Source organism: Aporhodopirellula sallentina SM41 (assembly GCF_000346505.1).
GTDB lineage: Bacteria > Planctomycetota > Planctomycetia > Pirellulales > Pirellulaceae > Rhodopirellula > Rhodopirellula sallentina.
The window spans coordinates 1-18,122 of sequence record NZ_ANOH01000129.1 but is presented as its reverse complement, the minus strand read 5'-3'; the positions used below and the strand labels follow the sequence as shown (position 1 = coordinate 18,122).

The window sequence follows — 18,122 nt, the reverse complement described above, 5'->3', positions numbered from 1 at the left end:
GATCTCGCCAGCCAATTCAATGACATCGAATCATTGAACTAGCCAACGCCTGCCCTCGGTCTTGGAAAGACCGAGCTACGTGGGTCAGCCGAATAGCCGTAAGGCCTCGGGTGGAAACGACAACCGAACATCCACACCCAACCCCCGAGTGCTTACGCACTTCGGCTCACGGGTTGGTTGCGGATCTTGATGCATCGGCCCCGCCTAAAATTTCCAGCGGTATTCCATTCGGGTTCCGTACACGTCCGGCAAATCGCCTCGCCAGCCGTGCATGACGTCGAATCGCAGCAGCGTTGCGTGCGAGATCGGGAACTGATAACGCGCCCCCAAACCGAATTGATCACCGTCGACAGCGGAATTCAAATTGCCATGCTCGGTCAGATACGAAGCTTCGAGCAACAATTGCCGGTCGAGTGAGTTGCCAATCAAGTCGATTCCGATCGATCCACCGGCGGTATCGGCTCCGGTCGGGTCGAGCGTCGCGAATCCGTTCACGCCGTCGGTGTCAAAGTTGATGCCTGTGTTCCGCAGGATCCCGCCGGCGTTGGCCGCGCGGGCAACCGATTGCGGCCGCCCCCATCCATAGAAGAAGTTCGCATAAGGAACCACCGTCAAAGGCGACGCCGTGATCCAACTGTTCTCAACCAGCAACAAACCGCCGTCCGCCGTCCGGTCGTCTTTCGCGAGATCCTGACCGGAGTTGATGATCACCCGAACCGAGTTGCTGATCCGGTCAAAGTACCGACGCGTGAAGCTCGCGGTCATGTTGTGATAACTTCTCGCCGAACTCGTCCGGTCTCTCACGAACGCATAACCGGCTTCGATGTATCCGCCGTAGGCTTCGATAAACCACGCATTGCCGAACAACTGTGCCGCGTGGTTGTCCTTCCCAAACGCGGCACTGTTGATCTGATCCACCGCCGCGAAAAACGTCACGTCGAAGTTCGCCCAGTTCAACAGCCGACTGTGTCGGGCCGGTAAAGCAAACGCGGCCCCGGTCACGGCGTCTTCCATCCAGACACCGTTCTGAAACAGCAACGGCACCAACCCGACCGTGAACGGCAACTCCATCGGTGACGACTGGTTATGGAAGCCGCCCCACATCGCCCCCAGGTCGCCTTCAAAGTACGCGGTCACAAAGTTCGGGTTCACGACGCTCTCGTAATCCAACTCGCCATCGACGAGTTTGACGCCCGAAACGTCCCCGCCACGATTCAGCGGCCCGATAAATCCGTGGAACCGTTCCGTATCGGTGATTCGGAAGTCCATGTCGAGATTCAACAAAGACGACCAGTTGTCGGTTCGCCCGGCCGCGTTGCGTCCCGCCGCGATCGCGGTTCGGTAATCACCGTAGAGATAAAACTGCGGCCGGACCATGTTGTACGGTCCAAAGCAATCGATGCCGCGTGGCGTGATCCCGTCGCCATAAAACAAACGCCCCCATTCGATCAACGGCCGCTGAGTCGGCACGGCCGCCTTTGAATCATAGACCCACTGAGAAGCATACGGGTTGTTGAAACCGCTATTGCTCGGCAGCGGCGTTGCGGAAAAGTCATTGATGGTGCAATCGAGTCGCTCGGCAATCGGCGACATGCCGGCTGCGTTCGCAAAGTCACCTGGCGTCTCGTTCGCGGACGCGAGATCCCCCACGGCAGGCAATCGTTTCGGAATCCCCGTCAGGGTTTGATCCTCGAGGGCACCCTCATCGATCCGGTTGCCTGTCCCCTTTCTAAACGCATCGTTGACTCCGATCAAATCCTCACCGAGACCTTGATCGAGCAAATCACCTGGATCAGAACTCGGCGTGCTGTCCGTCATCGGCAGACGTCTCGGCCGAGCCAACGCAACCCGATCGTCTTGTTGGAGCGTTTTTCGCGCAGCCGGTGTTTGGGAAACCGGTGCGTGTGGCACGGGTAGTCCGAGCCAATGTGGGTCCGCCATCGTTTCCGTGCCATGCAGATCAATGCGAACGCCGTTGGGCATCTCGACCTGCGCGACCACTTCCGCCGGAGTCGGTTGCCGGACGATGTTATCCGGCAAACCCGATTGATAAGCAGGCGATGTACCCACTGGCACTGAATCCACAGGCGATGTATTCACGATCGGCGCGTTGAGCATCCTCGCCGATGGCGTGGCCTGCAGCGGCCAATTTGCGTCGAAGGGCCAGTTGGCGTCGACCGACGGTCGTTCGAGCACCGATTGAGTGTGCTCAAAGACGTCCATCGGCGGCAGCGGTCGGGGGCTCAGTGTCGCCGCAGCCAACGATCGATCGGGTAAGTTTGTCGGCAACGGCAGGCTCAACCAATCCACGCCATCGGGCGATGACGTCGTGACTGCGTTAAAGGCGTCAATATTCAACGCCGGATTGATCGCGAATGCTTGCCGAGAGGAAACGACCAACGTTCCGGCGAGAATGGTCGACCGCAGCCAACGACGGCGGATGATCGCTCTCGCGGACCTCGGTTTCGAATGTGTGTTTCGGTTCAACATCTTATCGAACCTCAAATGTGAAGCTGGATCGGCAGATGTCGATCATGTTTTCGTTCATGCGACGCATCATGTCCGGCGTCGCTCCGACCATCCGCATGAAATACATCGGCTCGGTACGACTCCGCATCCGTACGCTCAAGCGGTACGTCCCTGGCATGCCAAACGCCGACGCGGGAATCGTGTACTTGGCGACCCGGTGATCCAACGGTGCGATGCTGTGCGCTTCCATCCGGATTCTCGGTGGGTGGTTGAGCACGCTGACGGGAACCGCTCCTGGTCGCAAGAAAACGAGTTGATCGATACTGAAGTTCAACGGCAACGCGGCTTCGCGGTCGGTTCCGTGTGCGTTGTTGATCAAGAATTTCGTTTGCAAATTGAATAACTGCTTGTCACGCGGCACGCGACCGGTCGCAACGTCGACGCTGTTCATGTCCGCGAGGTCTGCGTTCGTATCGAGATAACCGGTCTCCCAAACGCGGCGGCCGGACGGATCGATCAACGCAGCGTTGAGCCACAATTGCGGCTGGGCACCGAGCGATCCGGTCGGCAGGTTGTGGCCGTCGCTCACGTTGTCAACGCGGTAACCGATTTTGAGCGGTCGCCCGAGTTGCGGGGTGGTGTAAAAGATCGGATCACTGACCTGTGCCCCCGCCTCCAACGTCATCGCCGCTACGCCGCGTTTGGCGTGAACCTTGGCCAAGTTCTCTTCAATGATTTTCCGCGCGTCGATCCGGTCGTCGACTTCCTTCCACGGATCCGGGAAAACCATCCCCGGCGGAACGTTGTCTTCGAATTCCTTCGTTCCCCAACCGGCGCGGTCGTCGAACACCAACCAATCGCGCGGCGAATATTTCCTCGCCTTCGGATTGTGCGGGAAGATCCCTGGGTGCGCGATCGAGTAACCCGGTCCCCAGAACGTGTGATTGGAGTGCTTTTTCGGTTCACCGTATGGTTTACCGCTCAATTCCGCGACGTGACAGTGTTCGTAACCGAGAGCCTTGCCCGGAACGGCACCCATGTGGCAATCCTGACATGTGACACCACGCTTTGCCGCAGGCCCGGCCCGGTATTGACCGTGCACTACCTCCAACCAAATACCAGGGTGCACTGCGACTTGGTGACAGGAAACACAGATATCGGTTTTGGTCAGCGGTTCAAAGAAGTACGAACCGTTGTGAATCTTCTGGCCCGGACCGGTCTGCGACGGATCCGTTTTGAGTTTGTGCTTCTTCGCTTCGGCGAGCGCCGCATAAAGAGCCTGCCCGTTGCCTCCGCGGCCCACCGGCGCGTGAATGTCGCCCGGTTCGATCCGTCGGTCACCGTTGCTGCGGCCGTAATGTTCGTTGATGCGATGGCATGCCACACAGGTGACGCCTTCGCGAGCCACCGCGGGTTGGTCGAGCATGCTGACGGTGCGTGGAATTTCGAGCTGCGTCGCGACCGGGGAATGACAACGCATGCAGAACGAACCCACCGTGCCCTCCGTCAGTTCGGTGATCGTCTGTTCAAAACGATGAAACATCGGCGACACCGACGCGTACGCATGACTGCTGACGCTCCACTCTTCGTAGTGTTTCGGGTGGCACGCACGGCACGACTCCGCGGATGGATAAACCCCTTCGGTCCACAAACCAATATGCGGGTCAACGCCATCGTCCTTCTTCGCCGGCGACTTCGGATCGGGCTGTTTGATCTTCTCTTTCGCCCCAAGACCAGCGAGTGGATCAACGTCGTCTTGTTGTTCACCGCCACCGAGCAGGTCATCTCCTCCACCGAGCAGGTCGTCACCACCGGTGAGCAGGTCATCTCCACCGAGCAGGTCATCTTCGCCGCTGAGCAGATCATCTCCACCGAGCAGATCGTTTCCGCCGAGCAGATCGTTTCCGCCGAGCAGATCATCGCTCGGGCTGGCCAACAAATCGTCTTCCTTGTTCTCAACCGGCGCACTCGCCAATCGCCCCGCACCACCGAGCCGGGTCGGTTGGGGCCGTTCGCGATTCCCGTAGGGGCCACCCGCATCGACGGCCACTTGCCAAACGACCACAGCCGTCGGAAGACTGAGGATTGCCGAGAGAACGAACCCGCTGAGTTTCATGGGATGTTGTTTCATGGGAGTGGGCGATCAGCCGAATCGCAATCATGACCGCTGCGACCGTCATAACCGGACGTTTCGGAAACGTACTTCGACTTGATCGACCCGCCAGCGGGGCAGGCCATAGTACGATCCGAACAGAAGGCACCCCCGACCTAATCGTTAAAGTCAAACATCCCGAACGGCGGAATCAACAACTCGCCCGGCGTTTGGCTCATCCGATCAGTCAAAATCAGCGGTGGGAGTGGCGTAATGCAGCTCAAACGAGTGAAACCCACGCTCGTCCAAGAACGCCACGATCGCGGAAAGAGCCGCGGCTTGATCGGTCGCCCGATGGACGAACAAATCGAGTAGGACGTCGTCCGCCGCCCATTGTTGGGTGTTCCCATCTTCGACGCTTTGCTCGTCCATCATTTCCATCACCACGTCGCCCGTCATCACCTCACCGCTGACGTGGCACGCAAAGTGGTGACTGCGTTTGCCAGGATCAGAATACCCCAACAAATTCTGGTCGTTTTCGAGGTACTCATCCATGACCGGATATTCGAGGTCCTCGATTTCTTCGTACGCTTCGTCCGTGTCCAGTCCCGCCTGATCCATCGCACGAACTTTGATCGCGTGCTCCTCCAACGTCTTTTGATGATCGAGGTAATCACGCTGATATTGCTGATACATCCTGCCCAGCGTCGCCGGATCGCCTTCGAGCGTCGAGATGACTTCTTCGGTAAACCGCGTCTGCAACTCACGGGTCTTTTCCGCGTACGCCGCCGCGGCAACCGGGTCGTAATCGTCCTCCCGATTCGCCGCGTACATTTCCTTTCGTGCCTGCACCAACTCGTTATGCAGCTCCGGTGCGGACTCCTCGGTTATGCCGCTGATCAATTTCTTTAACACGTTGCGACATTCAATTTGTGTCGGCGTGGGCGCATCCATGGGCGACCATTTCGGCAGATACAAACGGTCTCCGGTGACGCCCGGCATTTGAAAGTACTCCGCCGCCACCGCTTCGGCTGTCTCGAGATCGCTCGCCACGGCTCGGATTTGCACGGTCCCATGCTGCATCCCGCTAATCACATGCACGATCGGTTGACCGGGAAGCGGCGAGTCGCGATCGCCATCGGCCGCGTCTCCCGTTCCTCGGGTCAGCGATGCGATCCATGTTTCCGCCGGATCGATCGGACGTAACAAATCACGCATCCGCTCACGAACCCCGGCAAACTCATCGAAGTCGTCCCACTCGGCGTCTTCCGACTCCATATCGAGTTCGTCGTCGGCCGCTCGATCGGCTTCTTCGACGACGTCCGCTTCGTTTGTCTTTTCCTTGGGAATCGTCGCAAACCAAACGTTGCCGAATCGGACATGCGTGTACCGTTGGAGATCTCCGGCATTGAGCCGCTGCACCGACTCGTCCAACTCTCGCACGCTGTCAAAACGTGCCACCGCGAGGAAGGAATCATCCACCGGTTCGGTCCCCAAGTGAAAACGGGAATCGTCCGCATCGAGCGGCACGACGTGCGGCGCCGCGTCGAACATGTCCAGGTCAAACACATCGCTGCGAAACAAGTCTCGCGCGACCAAGATCCCCATGCCACCGCCGATCGCCACCACGAACGCTCCGCCGTACAGACACCAAATCCCAATCGTCGCGAGCACGCCGGGAGGTCGCACGATCAACGACTCGTACATCTGAACGATCAATGCCGCCTTGTTCGCGGTCGGCGTCGTCGCGAGCGGCGTCGTTTGCATCTCGTCGTCGAGCAACCGTACCGCAGCGTCAGGGATCTCGTCACGTTCGGGTTGCGGCAACGGACGGTCTCGCAAACGGCGTATCAGTTTGGCAACCCGAAACGTTGTCGGCAGCGACAGGATCAACGGAATCGCGATGAACAGGATAAACCGACTGCCGGTGAAAGCACTGAAGGCGATCATCGCAGCGATCCCGAGCAACCTCGCCACCAACTCGAGGATCGGCGAACGACTGAACACTGTCAAATGCATGATCCATCCACCATCGAGCGGCATGATCGGCAACAGGTTTAACGTGTTGAGCAACAACCCCATCCCGCCGAGTTCCAACATCCAATCCTTTTCCCACGCGAGTCCACCAGCCATCACGGGCAGCGACACAATGATGCCGGGAACCGGACCGGCGAGATACACCAACGCCTTCTTCCAACCGGAGATGTTGAAGTGTCTGCCACTGACGGCCGCCCCGAGAAACGGGATGAAGAACATCTTCACATTGCGGTATCCAAACATCCGCATCGCGATGTAGTGACCGGCCTCGTGAAACAACAACACAACCACCAACATCGAGACCACCCAAGGATCCCACCACGCCACGCCAGCAGCAACGAACACTGCGAGCGAAACAAGCAAAACGATGAATTTGGTAAAGCCCCCAGTCGACTTGTTTTCGATCGCCCGGACCGCGGTGATTAGTTCCGACTTGCGAGAGCCATCAGGCGTCCACACCGAGCCTTCTTCATAGAAAGCACGCCCGTCGCCCGAGTTGTCGGAGTTACCGCTGTCGAAGTCGAATCCGTTTCCTCGGGGCTCATTCCCGTTTGTTGATGGCAAACCCGCCGAATGATTCGCAGGTAGGTTCTCGGAAAAATGCTTATCCGCGGAACGCTGGGCGACGAATTCGGGGCGCAGCCGAATGGTGGGCTGAAGGACGGGCCGGATTTCTTGCGATCGGTTCATGCCACCAAGCTAACCGAGCGTCACGGCCAAAACCAGCAAGCAAGCCAGCGTTTGCCTACATTCCAATGTCTGCCACCGGACGTCTGCAGGGACGTTGATCCCAAAAAAATGAGCCAAGTCAGCCGAACGGCCATAAGGCCTCGGGTGGAATCGCCAACCGATTCCCCAAACCCAACCCACCCAAAAACCCAGAGTGCTCACGCACTTCGGCTCACTAGCATAAAACCGCTTCCGTCGGGCTCGCCCCGGCGGAGCATCCAAGTTGCAGCTACCCGCAACCGGCAGACACATCAATCTCCGTCGGGCTTGCCCCGGCGGAATTCACGCATCCTCGCTGCGTCTCCAAACATCCAATTGCCGCAACGGCTCTACTATTTTGGTGACGCAGGATCTTTAACAAGATCCACTACAAAATCCGTGAGCCGAATGGCCGTAAGGCCTCGGGTGGAAACGCCAACCGATTCCCCAAACCCAACCCACCCAAAACCCCGAGTGCTCACGCACATTCGGCTCACTCGCAGGGGCGAGGTGCCACGTAGGTCCGCATCTCCGAGGCGGACAATCCACGATCAATCTCGCAAGCAAATTCAATGACATCGGACCATTGAACTAACCGACGCCTGTCCTCGGTCTTGGAAAGACCGAGCTACGTGGGTTCCGCCTCTATTTCGTTGCCGTTCCGTCTTTCTGGCTACCGTAGGGACGGGTGCTGATCACGCCTTCGACAGGGCTGCTCGCGGTGCCGTACAGTCGACGCGGGATCCGGCCTGCCAGCGCGGCGTGCCGGCCCGCCATCACACCGTACTTCATCGCCACCGCCATCCGCACCGGGTCTTTCGCGTGCGCGATCGCGGTGTTGAGCAACACACCGTCGGCACCGAGTTCCATCGCCACGGCGACGTCACTCGCGGTGCCGACACCCGCGTCAATAATCACGGGATAATCCGGGTCGTCCTCTTTGAGATACTCGAGAATGATCTTCAGGCTGTTCGGATTCAAGATTCCTTGACCGCTACCGATCGGACTGCCCGCCGGCATCACGCTCGCCGCGCCTGCCTTCTTCAAACGCACCGCCGTGACCGGACAGTCGCTCGTGTAGCACAGCACCGAGAAACCGTCCTCGGCGAGCTTCTCACAGGCGTGCACCGTTTCCGCGGGGTCAGGCAACAATGTTTTGGAATCGCCGAGCACTTCGAGTTTGACCCAATCGGCACCCGGATTGTCGAGCGTTCGCAAAATTTCTCGTCCCAAGCGAGCCGCGCGAATCGCGTCTGCCGCGGTGTAGCACCCCGCTGTGTTGGGCAACAACGTGTAACGCTTCGGATCGAGAAAATCCAAAATGTTCTGTCCGGTTTTGTCGTAGAGCCGTTCCCGACGGACCGCGACCGTCACACAGTCGCTGCCGGACGCCTCGAGCGAATCACGCATTTGATCCATCGTGTCGTAACGTCCCGTGCCAACGATCAAACGACTGTTCAGCGTGTGATTGCCGATACGCAGTGGCGAGTCTCCTGGCGTGATCGCAGATTCGTCGCCGTTTTCGTTCGGGTGCGAAACAGGGGCTGCCGTGGACATTGCATTTCTATGGGGCACGTGAAAACAAACACCGTCAGACGTCGTATCGGGCGTGATACGATCGAGACCTCGTTCGGCCGTCATTGTGACATCTCACGCGAAAAGCGGTAGTGTCGATCCGGTCCCCGCGCCAAAACGCCCGACCCAGCGACTCTGACGAGAAACTCGATCGCCCCCTCGCGATTTTACCGGGCGACCAGTTCGCCCGAACAGCGAGAGCATTTTGATAAGCGACGTGTTCGCATCTGCAGCCAAATTCGCCAGGATTCCATCCACCGACGTCTGGCGACATCGGCTACCTCATCTCGCAAACCACGCTGGCTCGATCACCCTGCCCACTGCGGCACGTTTTCGCCACGGTGCAGTTTCATCGATTCGATCTTTCGGTTCGTCGCCCGTAGGATCTCGATATCTAAGTTCCCAAGTTTGAACTGGTACCCCGAATCAGGGATCGCACCGATGTTGTACAGCACCCAACCGGCGATCGTCTCGTAGTCTTCACTCTCGGGTATGTCCCAGTGAATTTGTTCGTTCAGGTCATCAATCATCACCCGTCCGTCGACCTCGATCGTGTCGTCGTCGATGATCCGAATCCCGTATTCTTCTTCCTCGTCAGATTCGTCAACAATCTCGCCCACGATTTCTTCGAGCGCGTCCTCGATCGTGACCACGCCCGCGGTTTGTTGAAACTCGTCAACAACGATTGCCATGTGCGACCGGTTGTGCAGAAACTCTCGCAGCAAAGCCTCAACACTGCGGTCCTTCGGCACCGACCATGGTCGACGGCATAACTCGACAATCGGTTGATTGGGCAAACCGTCCGAAACTAAGAACGGCAACAAGTCCTTCACGAACAGAATTCCGACCACGTTATCAATGTTGCCTTCATAGACCGGATAACGAGTCCGTCCGCTCGCGATGATCTTTGTGAACGCGTCGTTCCAACTGCACTCCGCATCGATCGCTTCGACATCGCCACGCGGCGTCATGATATGACCGACCGTGTCTTCGTGCAGTTCCATCACGCCCTGGATCATCTCGCGGACGCCCGGCCCGAAGTACCCTTCGCGGGTTCCCGCCGCGACGATCGTACGAATCTCGTCCTCGAGCTGTTCCTCGTCTTCGTCTTCGGTTTCGAGTTTACCCGCCAACCGCCGTGTCATGATCGCGAGCACCTCGCCGGGCGCCTGCAGCGGTCGCATGAAGATCGACAACATCAACCAAAAGGGCCACGTGTAATACAACAGCGGCGCGGACGTGAATCGCGTCACCGCCGAAGGCACCCACAAATGCGTCAACATCATCAGTATCCCGGCCGCAACCGCCCAGGAAACCAGCACCTGCGTGGCTTCGCCGAAATGATCGATCACCGCGATCGTTCCGAACATCAGGAACATCACCGTTCCGATCATCCGCAGATAATCACTGCCGCGAATCGCGGCGTCTTGGTGATCGAGAACCGCGCCGAACCGGTCACGGTTTTTCTTCACACGACAGTAGATTTCAAACGAACGACCGGCAAACCCGTCGAGCAGTTCGACGCCGAGTCCGCCGACACTCCCGAGGAGAAATCCGAGTATCGTCCAGGCCACTGCGACCCAGATTGGCAATTCAATCATGGAAGGGGTTAGAGAAGAAAAGAAGAAAACAAGGAATCACGACGACGAAACAAAACAGACTCGACCGGCAACGTGCTAGCCACTCCTCAATCCTTCCATCGCCCGTCTTTCTGCGTTTCGCATTTCCTTTCGCGACTCGTCATCGGTGTCGTCGAATCCGACCAAATGCAGCGTCCCGTGCATCACGTACAACAACAGCTCCTCCGCAACCGACCATCCCGCGTCGGCCGCTTCGACCTCCGCGGTATCGATACTGACCACCAACTCGCCCTCGACCATCGGCGGTTGCAACTCGTACGGAAAGCTGATCACATCCGTCGGATAATCATGTTCGAGGAAATCGCGGTTGATCTTGTGGATCGTCGGATCATCGGTCACTCGCACACCGATGCGGCAATCCGAACATTCACCCACCGAGGCCGCGGAGCGGACCGCCTTCGCGATTGCCGTCGTCCCGAGCGGGAACTCCTCGGTCGAATGGTTCTGCAACTTTTCGCGGACCGCCGCGTCAATCGTAATTTCGATATCGCTCATTAAATCGGTCACGCGGATTGCTGCCCCGGATACTTCACGCGGGCGTGATAGATCGCCGTCAATGACTTCACGAGACTCTGACGCACCCGGTGCAACTGCGAAAACGTCAGCCCACATTCGTCGAACTGCCCATCACTGACTTTCTTTTGAGCGATCGCGTCGACCAGGTTGGAGATCCGCGCCGGTGTCGGATCGACCAACGTCCGGGACGCACTCTCGACCGTATCGGCCAACATCAACACAGCCGCCTCGAGAGTTTGCGGCTTCGGACCGGGGTACCGGAAATCTTTGTCGCTGACCGATTCACGGTTCGGGTCCTCTTCACTCCGCTTGGCCGCCTCGCGATAGAAGTACTCCACCAACGTCGTGCCGTGGTGTTGCAAAATGAAGTCGATGATCGGCCGCGGCAAATGGTGATTGCGGGCCAAGTCCGCGCCGTCTTTCACGTGAGCGATGATCACCAACGTGCTCATCGCCGGTTGTAATGAATCGTGTTGGTTGATCCCGGCACTTTGGTTCTCGATGAAGTACTCGGGTTTGAACATCTTGCCGATGTCGTGGAAGTACGCACCGACCCGGACGAGCAACCCGTTGGCGCCGATCGAATCGGCCGCGGCTTCGGCGATCGATGCGACGTTGATCGAGTGGTTGTAGGTCCCCGGTGCCCGCTGAGCCAAACGACGCAGCAACGGATGGCTCGCGTCGCCGAGTTCCAACAGCGAGAGGTCCGTTTGCACCCCGAACGCTTTTTCAACCAACGGCAACAATCCCGTCATCGCCAGCGACGAAACCAAAATACATAGCCCCGCCCAACCGGCCTCGCCGACCAAACCGGAAAGCACGCGTTGCAACGGCCCGCTGAGCAACATCGGCTCGAGCGAATCACCGGGTGCCCCTGAAGAAAGCGTTTGCCCCGATACGATCCCGACACCGATCGTCGTCGCCATCGTGATGAGCGCCGACAAAATACCCACCGTGATCAAGTGAGTGCGGCTACGAATGCGTCCGGTCAACAACGCACACGATGTGCACGCGGCAGCCATCACGACGAGGTTCGAGAGGTCCGCACCGAGTAACAACGTGACACTCAAACTCGCCCCCGCCATCACCAACAACGCAAAGTCGCGGCCGTAAACCACCGCCGCGATAATCGACGCGAGTACCAACGGCACCAACTCCGCACGCCACGCATCCCGCGACGCGTAGTAACTCAGCACGATCGTTGCGACGACCAACGTCAGCACCTTGGCGAGTTTCCAGTGATCGGTCACCAACGTTCGATCGTCGACAAACCAAACATAGGAACCGCACAGCAGATACAACGCGATAATCATCCCTGCGAACGCCGCCACGCGGGCGATCCGATCGAAGGGCTGCATCTCGTCGACCAACACCGACCATTCACTGCGCAGCAATTCGAGTTCACGCACACTGAGCGGTTTGCCCGCGTCGGCCAATTTCGACTGACCGGCGTAATACGTCATTTGCACCGTCTCGACCGCATCGGCCGCTTGGTCGCGAGCCTTCTGGCTGAGATCGTCGTCGTACTTCAGTGTCTCGTAGTTGGGCAGTTGATCGCGCAACCACTTCGCAATCATTTCCGCGGCGACCTGCCCTTCGTCCGACGGGTACCGGGTACGGAAATTCTCTTTCAGCTTCGTTCGCAACTCCCCGGCCGCTTCCGCAATCCGGACCTTGCTCAATTCCACCGGCACCGCCTCGTCGACCTGATCGCCTTGGAAAACACGGATCATCCGCTGTGATCCCTGCTCGGGCGAGTGCTGCGGCGCCTGCAAGACGCCGTTTCGATACAGCGGCATCATCGCTGACTCGACGACGCTGTCGAGTTCGGTCAGCTCGACGTCTTTGGCGAAGACACGTTTGAGCAACGCAAAACGCTCCGCCGGCGACTCATCGTCCGACAACGTTTCGCTGCCTTCGTAGAACTCCGTCAGCGCCTCTTTCTCTTTCTCGCCGAGTTGCTCGAACGACGACGCACCGAGCACCAAGAACAATCGGTTTCGCAGCGCCGCCCGCAATTGTTCGAGCCGTCCGGGCGTGTTGCGATACAGCGTCAAAACTTCGCGGCGTTTGCGTTCGCGTTGATCGTCTGTCGCCACGCGGTCAGGAACCTGGAACGTCACGCGGCTCATCAGATCCCGCGCCGGGATCGCACCCATGCGATACGAGAACGCCGGTTGCCACGTCCGACAGAGAGCCAACACGGCGATCGCCGCGATCAACGCGAAACCGAACCGGATCGCCAGATTGCCCTTGTCGCTCTTATCCCACCACGTCGCCCATTTCGGTTTTGGAATACCGAGCGACTCGATGCGTTCTTTACCCGCACGTTGTGTTTTTGCATTGCTCATGATGATCTCTCGAGCCCGCTCAGTGAGAACCGTCGGTACGTTTTTTCGGAGAACCGTTGGTCTTCTCCGGCGCATCGTTTGGTTGATCGCGACGTTCGGACGCTTCATACGCCTCCACGATCGCCTGCACCAAACGGTGACGAACAATGTCATGTGTCCCCAAACGGATCACGCTCACCCCGTCGATTCCGCTGAGACGATACAACGCGTCGTGCAAACCGCTCCGCACGCCGCGTGGCAAATCCAACTGTGTCGCATCGCCGCTGACAACCATCTTGCTCCGTTCCCCCATACGGGTCAGGAACATTTTCATCTGCGCGACCGTCGTGTTCTGTGCCTCGTCCAGAATAATGAACGCATCATTGAGCGTTCGCCCACGCATGTATGCCAACGGAATGATCTCAATCAGATCCTGTTCCATCAAACCACGAGCTTGGTCATAGTCGACCATCTCGCCGAGCGCGTCCATCAACGGACGCAGATACGGGTTCAGTTTGGCACGCAGGTCGCCGGGCAGAAAACCGAGGCTCTCGCCGGCTTCCACCGCCGGACGTACCAACACGATCTTGCGGACCTCGCCGGCCTTGTAGGCTTCCACCGCGGTGGCAACGGCCAGGTAAGTCTTGCCGCAACCGGCCGGTCCGGTCGCGAACGTCAAATCATGTGTTCGAATCGAGTCGACGTACTTCGCTTGACCGGGCGTCCGCGGAGTGATTTTTCGCCCGGCGTGTTGGATGTTGATCGTCTCGCTGCTCGGCCGGGCCGCCGGACGACCGCTTTCGATTACCGCACCTTCTTCGGTAGCCGCGGTTTCGACGTCGCCGATCGACAATTCTTTTTTCTCTCGCGCGATCACGCGCAACCGCTCGATCACGCGCGACGCCGCACCGACCTTGGACTCTTCTCCCGCCACCCGAACGCGGCCATCGCGGTGGGTGATATCAACTCCGAATAGGCGGCGGAGTTTGCGAACGTGTTGGTCTCGTGGACCGAACAACATCAAGACTTCGTCGGGCCCTGCCGTTGAAATCGTGGCTTCGCTCATGACTGGTTTCACAGGACGACCACGACGGGGCAATTAGGAACGTTGATCAGACGACTCTCGTTTCGAGGAAAAAGCACAAATCACCGGGGACACCATCGGCGTGATTCTAAACGACAATAGAAAGTCCCGGCATGTTCGATTGAAAGTTAACCGGCATTTTATTGCAACCCGCAGGCGGGGTCACGCCACGGCCGCAAAACATAGAAAAGCTGGCAAAGACGCGAAAATCAGGCTATCCGTCACGTCCCACACGCCCCCCAATCCCGGTAACAAATTCCCGGAATCTTTCGCCCCGCACGCCCGTTTGACCAGCGATTCCGCCAAATCCCCGACCATCCCGAAAACCGCCAAAAGCGGCCCGAGAACGAACGCCAAACTCAACGGAGGAGCACTTCCCTCACCGGCAATGGCGGGAAAAAGATACGCGATGCAGCCAGCGGCGACCAGTGTCGAAACGACAACGCCCCCGACCGATCCCTCCCAAGTCTTCCCGGGACTCAGCCGCGGAATCAACTTGGTCCGCCCAATCGATTTGCCCGTGAAGTACGCCCCGGCGTCGGAAAACTTGGTGACCGCGATCATGGTCAAAAGCGCCGCCATCCCCCAATTGCTCGCCGTCGCGTCGCCGATGTCGGCCTCACCGAGTCCGCGGAGCACGACCAGCAAACTCATCGGCAAACCGACATAAGTCGCCGTGAACATGCTCGCCACCAAACGCCGCAGCACCCCGGAAGGATCCGAACCGACGGAGTAGTCTTTCATCTCGTCGAGGAAAAACATCATCGCCGCGAAAATGGTCGCCAACACGATCCAACCCATCTGACCGATTGGGCAATTGGCGGGGTACGCCGAAACGGTGTCCGGCTTCCCAGCCGCCAACGTGTTCCAAACGACGGGCACGTACGGCGACAAAACGATCAATGCCGTCGCCGAAAGAATCACACCGCGGTGAACAGGAAAGCCGACTCGCAAGAACATCCCGCAAAGATCCAACGCCGTTCCCAACGCAAAGAACAACAGCAGCGGAAACAGGTACAAACCCGCTGCACCGGGGACCGAGAAGTTCGCATCCGCGTAGAGAGACGCTACCGCGATAGAAATCAAAACGCCGCTGGTTCGAAGTCGATCGAAAAGCAAAGGGAACTGCGGGGATTAAAGGAAACCAAACCCCGCGACCAATCGCGGGAAGACCGAAACGCAAAACCAACCGTAGCGGATCGTGAAAAAGATCCAACGCACTCTCAACGAGCAACGCTCAAGAAAAAAGGCTCAACCTCGGAAGTTGAGATCCTATCCGAAGACCTCGGCAGTTTGACCGACCGGTGAGAACTTCACCTACCGGCGAGAACTCGCCCCGGTTGCCTCACGGGAACCGCGGCTGACGCGGATCGGCTGATGAATTTTCGGATAGGTTCTGATCAACTTCACAACGCAGAGCCCGCATCACCCTTCTCCCCGCACGTCGCGAGGGAGAAGAGCATTACTTTGCGGTCACGACCGTTACAGCCGCGAATCCGCGCCGGTGGACTAGCCGAGCAGATCGTTGATCGCGGCCAACGCCTTGTCGTAGTCGGGTTCCTGCGTGACTTCCGAGACGACTTCTTTGTAGACGACCTTGCCATCGGCATCGAGAACGATCACGGCGCGGCTGAGCAGTTTCAGCTCTTCGATCTCGACACCGTAGTCTTCGCCAAACTCATGCGTTTGGTAATCGCTCGCGGTCCGCATGTCGACGCTCTCGGCGCCACAGAAACGGGCCTGCGCGAACGGCAAGTCACGACTGACGGTAACCGCGTTGATTTTATCGCCGAGTTCACCGAGTTTTTCGTTGAACGTCTTCGTTTGAACGGCACAGGTTGGTGTGTCCAGGCTAGGCACGACGCTCAGAATCGTCGGTTTGCCTTTGACGTCCGCCAGGGTGAGTTCCTTCAAACCTTCATGGGCGTAGTGCAGTTTGAATTCCGGTGCGGCTTGGCCGATCGCCAGATCGCTGCCGGCCAAGGTCATCGGGTTGCCTTTGAATGTGATCACTCCGCTCTGACTCATCAGAATCGACTCTCGTGTACGTGTGTTGATGCGTGGGTTTACTCGAACAAATCCGAGCGATCATCTCGCTCAGATGGCCAGAGTATGGCTGTCCGAGCGGAGATCGGGAAGCGGGCGGCTGATCCGGCGTAATCTCGCCACACGGGTTTCCAAACTCGGGTGCAACCAACTGAATTTTCGCGATGACGGGTGATCCGCCGTCACACGAATCAGCGCGTCCGCCATCAGTTCCGCGGCCATCTCGCGAGTCATCGGCGGCTCAACGGGATCAGATGACTCCGCATTGCCGTCTGCCGCGACGCCTGACTGTATCGGCTTGTCCCGCGATGCGTCGCACGCACGGACCGCAAGCCGGCACGCCGTCGCGTCCGCATCGAGCTCCGACAGGTGACTTACCGTCCCCAAAACCACCACCGTCGTGATCAACCCCAATGCACCGCCAACGGCCGCCCCCATCGAGGCGTCGAGCCACTCGTGATCGATCAACATCGAACTCGACCAACTCGAAACAAACCACGCCGGCAGTATCGCTGCCATCCGAATCGGAACATGAAACCGCTTCACGTGAGCGATCTCATGCATGACCACCATCAACCGCTGACCGCGTGGCAATTCATCGAGCAATCGATCCGACAACAACAGCAGTCGTCCCGGACGAACGATCCCTGCAACCAACGCGTTGAGCATCCGTCCTCCGGTGTTCCACCTCGCTGCTTGCATTCCAAAGTATCGATGCGTGGAAATCCCGCATCGTCGCAGCCAACTTTCGACCTCCGCGCGCGGACCGTCCGCCAACCGTTCGGTGTTGGCCACCCACCGCACGATGTAAGGAAGCGATACGGCTACCAGGAACACGCCAACGCCGATCAATGCCCAAACCGAAATCTCGAGATAATCGCTCTGCAGCAATTCCGAATCGGCCATGTATTCGGTCTGGACTTTTGCGGCGATGTCACCGAGGGCCAAAAACAACATCGTCGGCAAAATCAGCCATGCCGGGCCGCTGCGCATCATCTGCAACATCGATCCGGCGTATTTCTTGATCGACTTTTCTTGCACACCGATGATCGCCGCGAACCAGTACTCGGCCGACCAGGTGGCGACTAACAACGTGATGCCGGGGGCGAGCAAACCGATCGACTGCAATGCCATGCTCTCGGAAAGATACGGCTGAACCCGCAACCACGCCGACAACGAAAACCCGTAGTGACACAGCAGCGTGATCGGCAGAGCGAACCACCGAAACGTTTCCATCTGCATCCGCAAATAATCGACCGCGTCACCGTATGACAATGCCCCGCGTACCACCTGCCGTGCGAGCATCCGGGCGGCGATGTGAGCGAGCAACACCCACCCCGACACCATCAACACACTGGCGAAAACGGCTCGCACCGACGGTTCGGCAACCGCAGGAGAGGAACCGCAAAGCAGCGAGACAATGACCAGCAAAAAGATGTAGAGCGTCAAGGGCTTTCTCACTCGGTGCGTAACGAATCCAGCCCATCGCTGACCCGAAATCGATTCCCGATCCCGAGCCCAACCGGCCACAAACATCCATCAAAGCCGACGAATCCGTTCCGTGAAGCCTCTCCGTAGCAAAAAACAACGATTCCCATTCCCCAAGGACCGAATGCAACGATCAT

At 58.4% G+C, this 18,122-nt stretch carries 11 protein-coding genes; all 11 read right to left on the bottom strand.

Going from position 1 to position 18,122, the window contains the following annotated elements; genetic code table 11:
• Positions 1-204: 204 nt before the first annotated feature.
• The 11 genes from RSSM_RS08410 to RSSM_RS08360 all read right to left on the bottom strand — a co-directional run bounded on the left by RSSM_RS08410 (position 205) and on the right by RSSM_RS08360 (position 17,958).
• Entirely contained in the window at positions 205-2,490 is a 2,286-nt protein-coding gene (locus tag RSSM_RS08410) for a hypothetical protein (RefSeq protein ID WP_008676642.1), read from the bottom strand.
• A gap of 1 nt (position 2,491) precedes the next feature.
• Positions 2,492-4,600 carry a multiheme c-type cytochrome gene (locus RSSM_RS08405; protein ID WP_008676640.1) on the bottom strand — a complete coding sequence of 703 codons (2,109 nt, stop codon included), beginning with the start codon at positions 4,598-4,600 and terminating at the stop codon, positions 2,492-2,494.
• A 204-nt stretch (positions 4,601-4,804) separates the two neighbouring features.
• Positions 4,805-7,288 carry a site-2 protease family protein gene (locus RSSM_RS31580; protein WP_008676638.1) on the bottom strand — a complete coding sequence of 828 codons (2,484 nt, stop codon included), beginning with the start codon at positions 7,286-7,288 and terminating at the stop codon, positions 4,805-4,807.
• 663 nt (positions 7,289-7,951) lie between these two features.
• Positions 7,952-8,863 (bottom strand): thiazole synthase, encoded by a 912-nt coding sequence (locus RSSM_RS08395; protein WP_236621016.1) that lies wholly within the window; start codon positions 8,861-8,863, stop codon positions 7,952-7,954.
• 326 nt (positions 8,864-9,189) lie between these two features.
• Positions 9,190-10,482 carry a hemolysin family protein gene (locus RSSM_RS08390; RefSeq protein ID WP_008676631.1) on the bottom strand — a complete coding sequence of 431 codons (1,293 nt, stop codon included), beginning with the start codon at positions 10,480-10,482 and terminating at the stop codon, positions 9,190-9,192.
• Positions 10,483-10,557: 75 nt separating this feature from the next.
• On the bottom strand, positions 10,558-11,016 hold the full coding sequence (ybeY, locus tag RSSM_RS08385) for an rRNA maturation RNase YbeY (protein WP_081613724.1): 459 nt from the start codon (positions 11,014-11,016) through the stop codon (positions 10,558-10,560).
• 8 nt (positions 11,017-11,024) lie between these two features.
• Positions 11,025-13,388, bottom strand: a complete 2,364-nt coding sequence (locus tag RSSM_RS08380; protein WP_008676626.1) for an HD family phosphohydrolase — start codon at positions 13,386-13,388, stop codon at positions 11,025-11,027.
• A 19-nt stretch (positions 13,389-13,407) separates the two neighbouring features.
• Positions 13,408-14,433: a PhoH family protein gene (locus tag RSSM_RS08375; RefSeq protein WP_008676624.1), complete on the bottom strand. Its 1,026-nt coding sequence runs from the start codon at positions 14,431-14,433 to the stop codon at positions 13,408-13,410.
• 180 nt (positions 14,434-14,613) lie between these two features.
• Positions 14,614-15,537, bottom strand: a complete 924-nt coding sequence (locus RSSM_RS08370; protein WP_236621015.1) for a phosphatidate cytidylyltransferase — start codon at positions 15,535-15,537, stop codon at positions 14,614-14,616.
• A 423-nt stretch (positions 15,538-15,960) separates the two neighbouring features.
• Positions 15,961-16,479 (bottom strand): thiol peroxidase, encoded by a 519-nt coding sequence (gene tpx, locus RSSM_RS08365; RefSeq protein WP_044301839.1) that lies wholly within the window; start codon positions 16,477-16,479, stop codon positions 15,961-15,963.
• A 69-nt stretch (positions 16,480-16,548) separates the two neighbouring features.
• Positions 16,549-17,958 (bottom strand): M48 family metalloprotease, encoded by a 1,410-nt coding sequence (locus RSSM_RS08360; protein WP_236621014.1) that lies wholly within the window; start codon positions 17,956-17,958, stop codon positions 16,549-16,551.
• Positions 17,959-18,122 lie beyond the last annotated feature (164 nt).

What these genes read in the sequence shown, in the direction of transcription:
- RSSM_RS08410 (WP_008676642.1), bottom strand. Translation starts at nt 2,490, where the DNA reads ATGTTGAACCGAAACACACATTCGAAACCGAGGTCCGCGAGAGCGATC.
- RSSM_RS08405 (WP_008676640.1), bottom strand. Translation starts at nt 4,600, where the DNA reads ATGAAACAACATCCCATGAAACTCAGCGGGTTCGTTCTCTCGGCAATC.
- RSSM_RS31580 (WP_008676638.1), bottom strand. Translation starts at nt 7,288, where the DNA reads ATGAACCGATCGCAAGAAATCCGGCCCGTCCTTCAGCCCACCATTCGG.
- RSSM_RS08395 (WP_236621016.1), bottom strand. Translation starts at nt 8,863, where the DNA reads ATGTCCACGGCAGCCCCTGTTTCGCACCCGAACGAAAACGGCGACGAA.
- RSSM_RS08390 (WP_008676631.1), bottom strand. Translation starts at nt 10,482, where the DNA reads ATGATTGAATTGCCAATCTGGGTCGCAGTGGCCTGGACGATACTCGGA.
- ybeY (WP_081613724.1), bottom strand. Translation starts at nt 11,016, where the DNA reads ATGAGCGATATCGAAATTACGATTGACGCGGCGGTCCGCGAAAAGTTG.
- RSSM_RS08380 (WP_008676626.1), bottom strand. Translation starts at nt 13,388, where the DNA reads ATGAGCAATGCAAAAACACAACGTGCGGGTAAAGAACGCATCGAGTCG.
- RSSM_RS08375 (WP_008676624.1), bottom strand. Translation starts at nt 14,433, where the DNA reads ATGAGCGAAGCCACGATTTCAACGGCAGGGCCCGACGAAGTCTTGATG.
- tpx (WP_044301839.1), bottom strand. Translation starts at nt 16,479, where the DNA reads ATGAGTCAGAGCGGAGTGATCACATTCAAAGGCAACCCGATGACCTTG.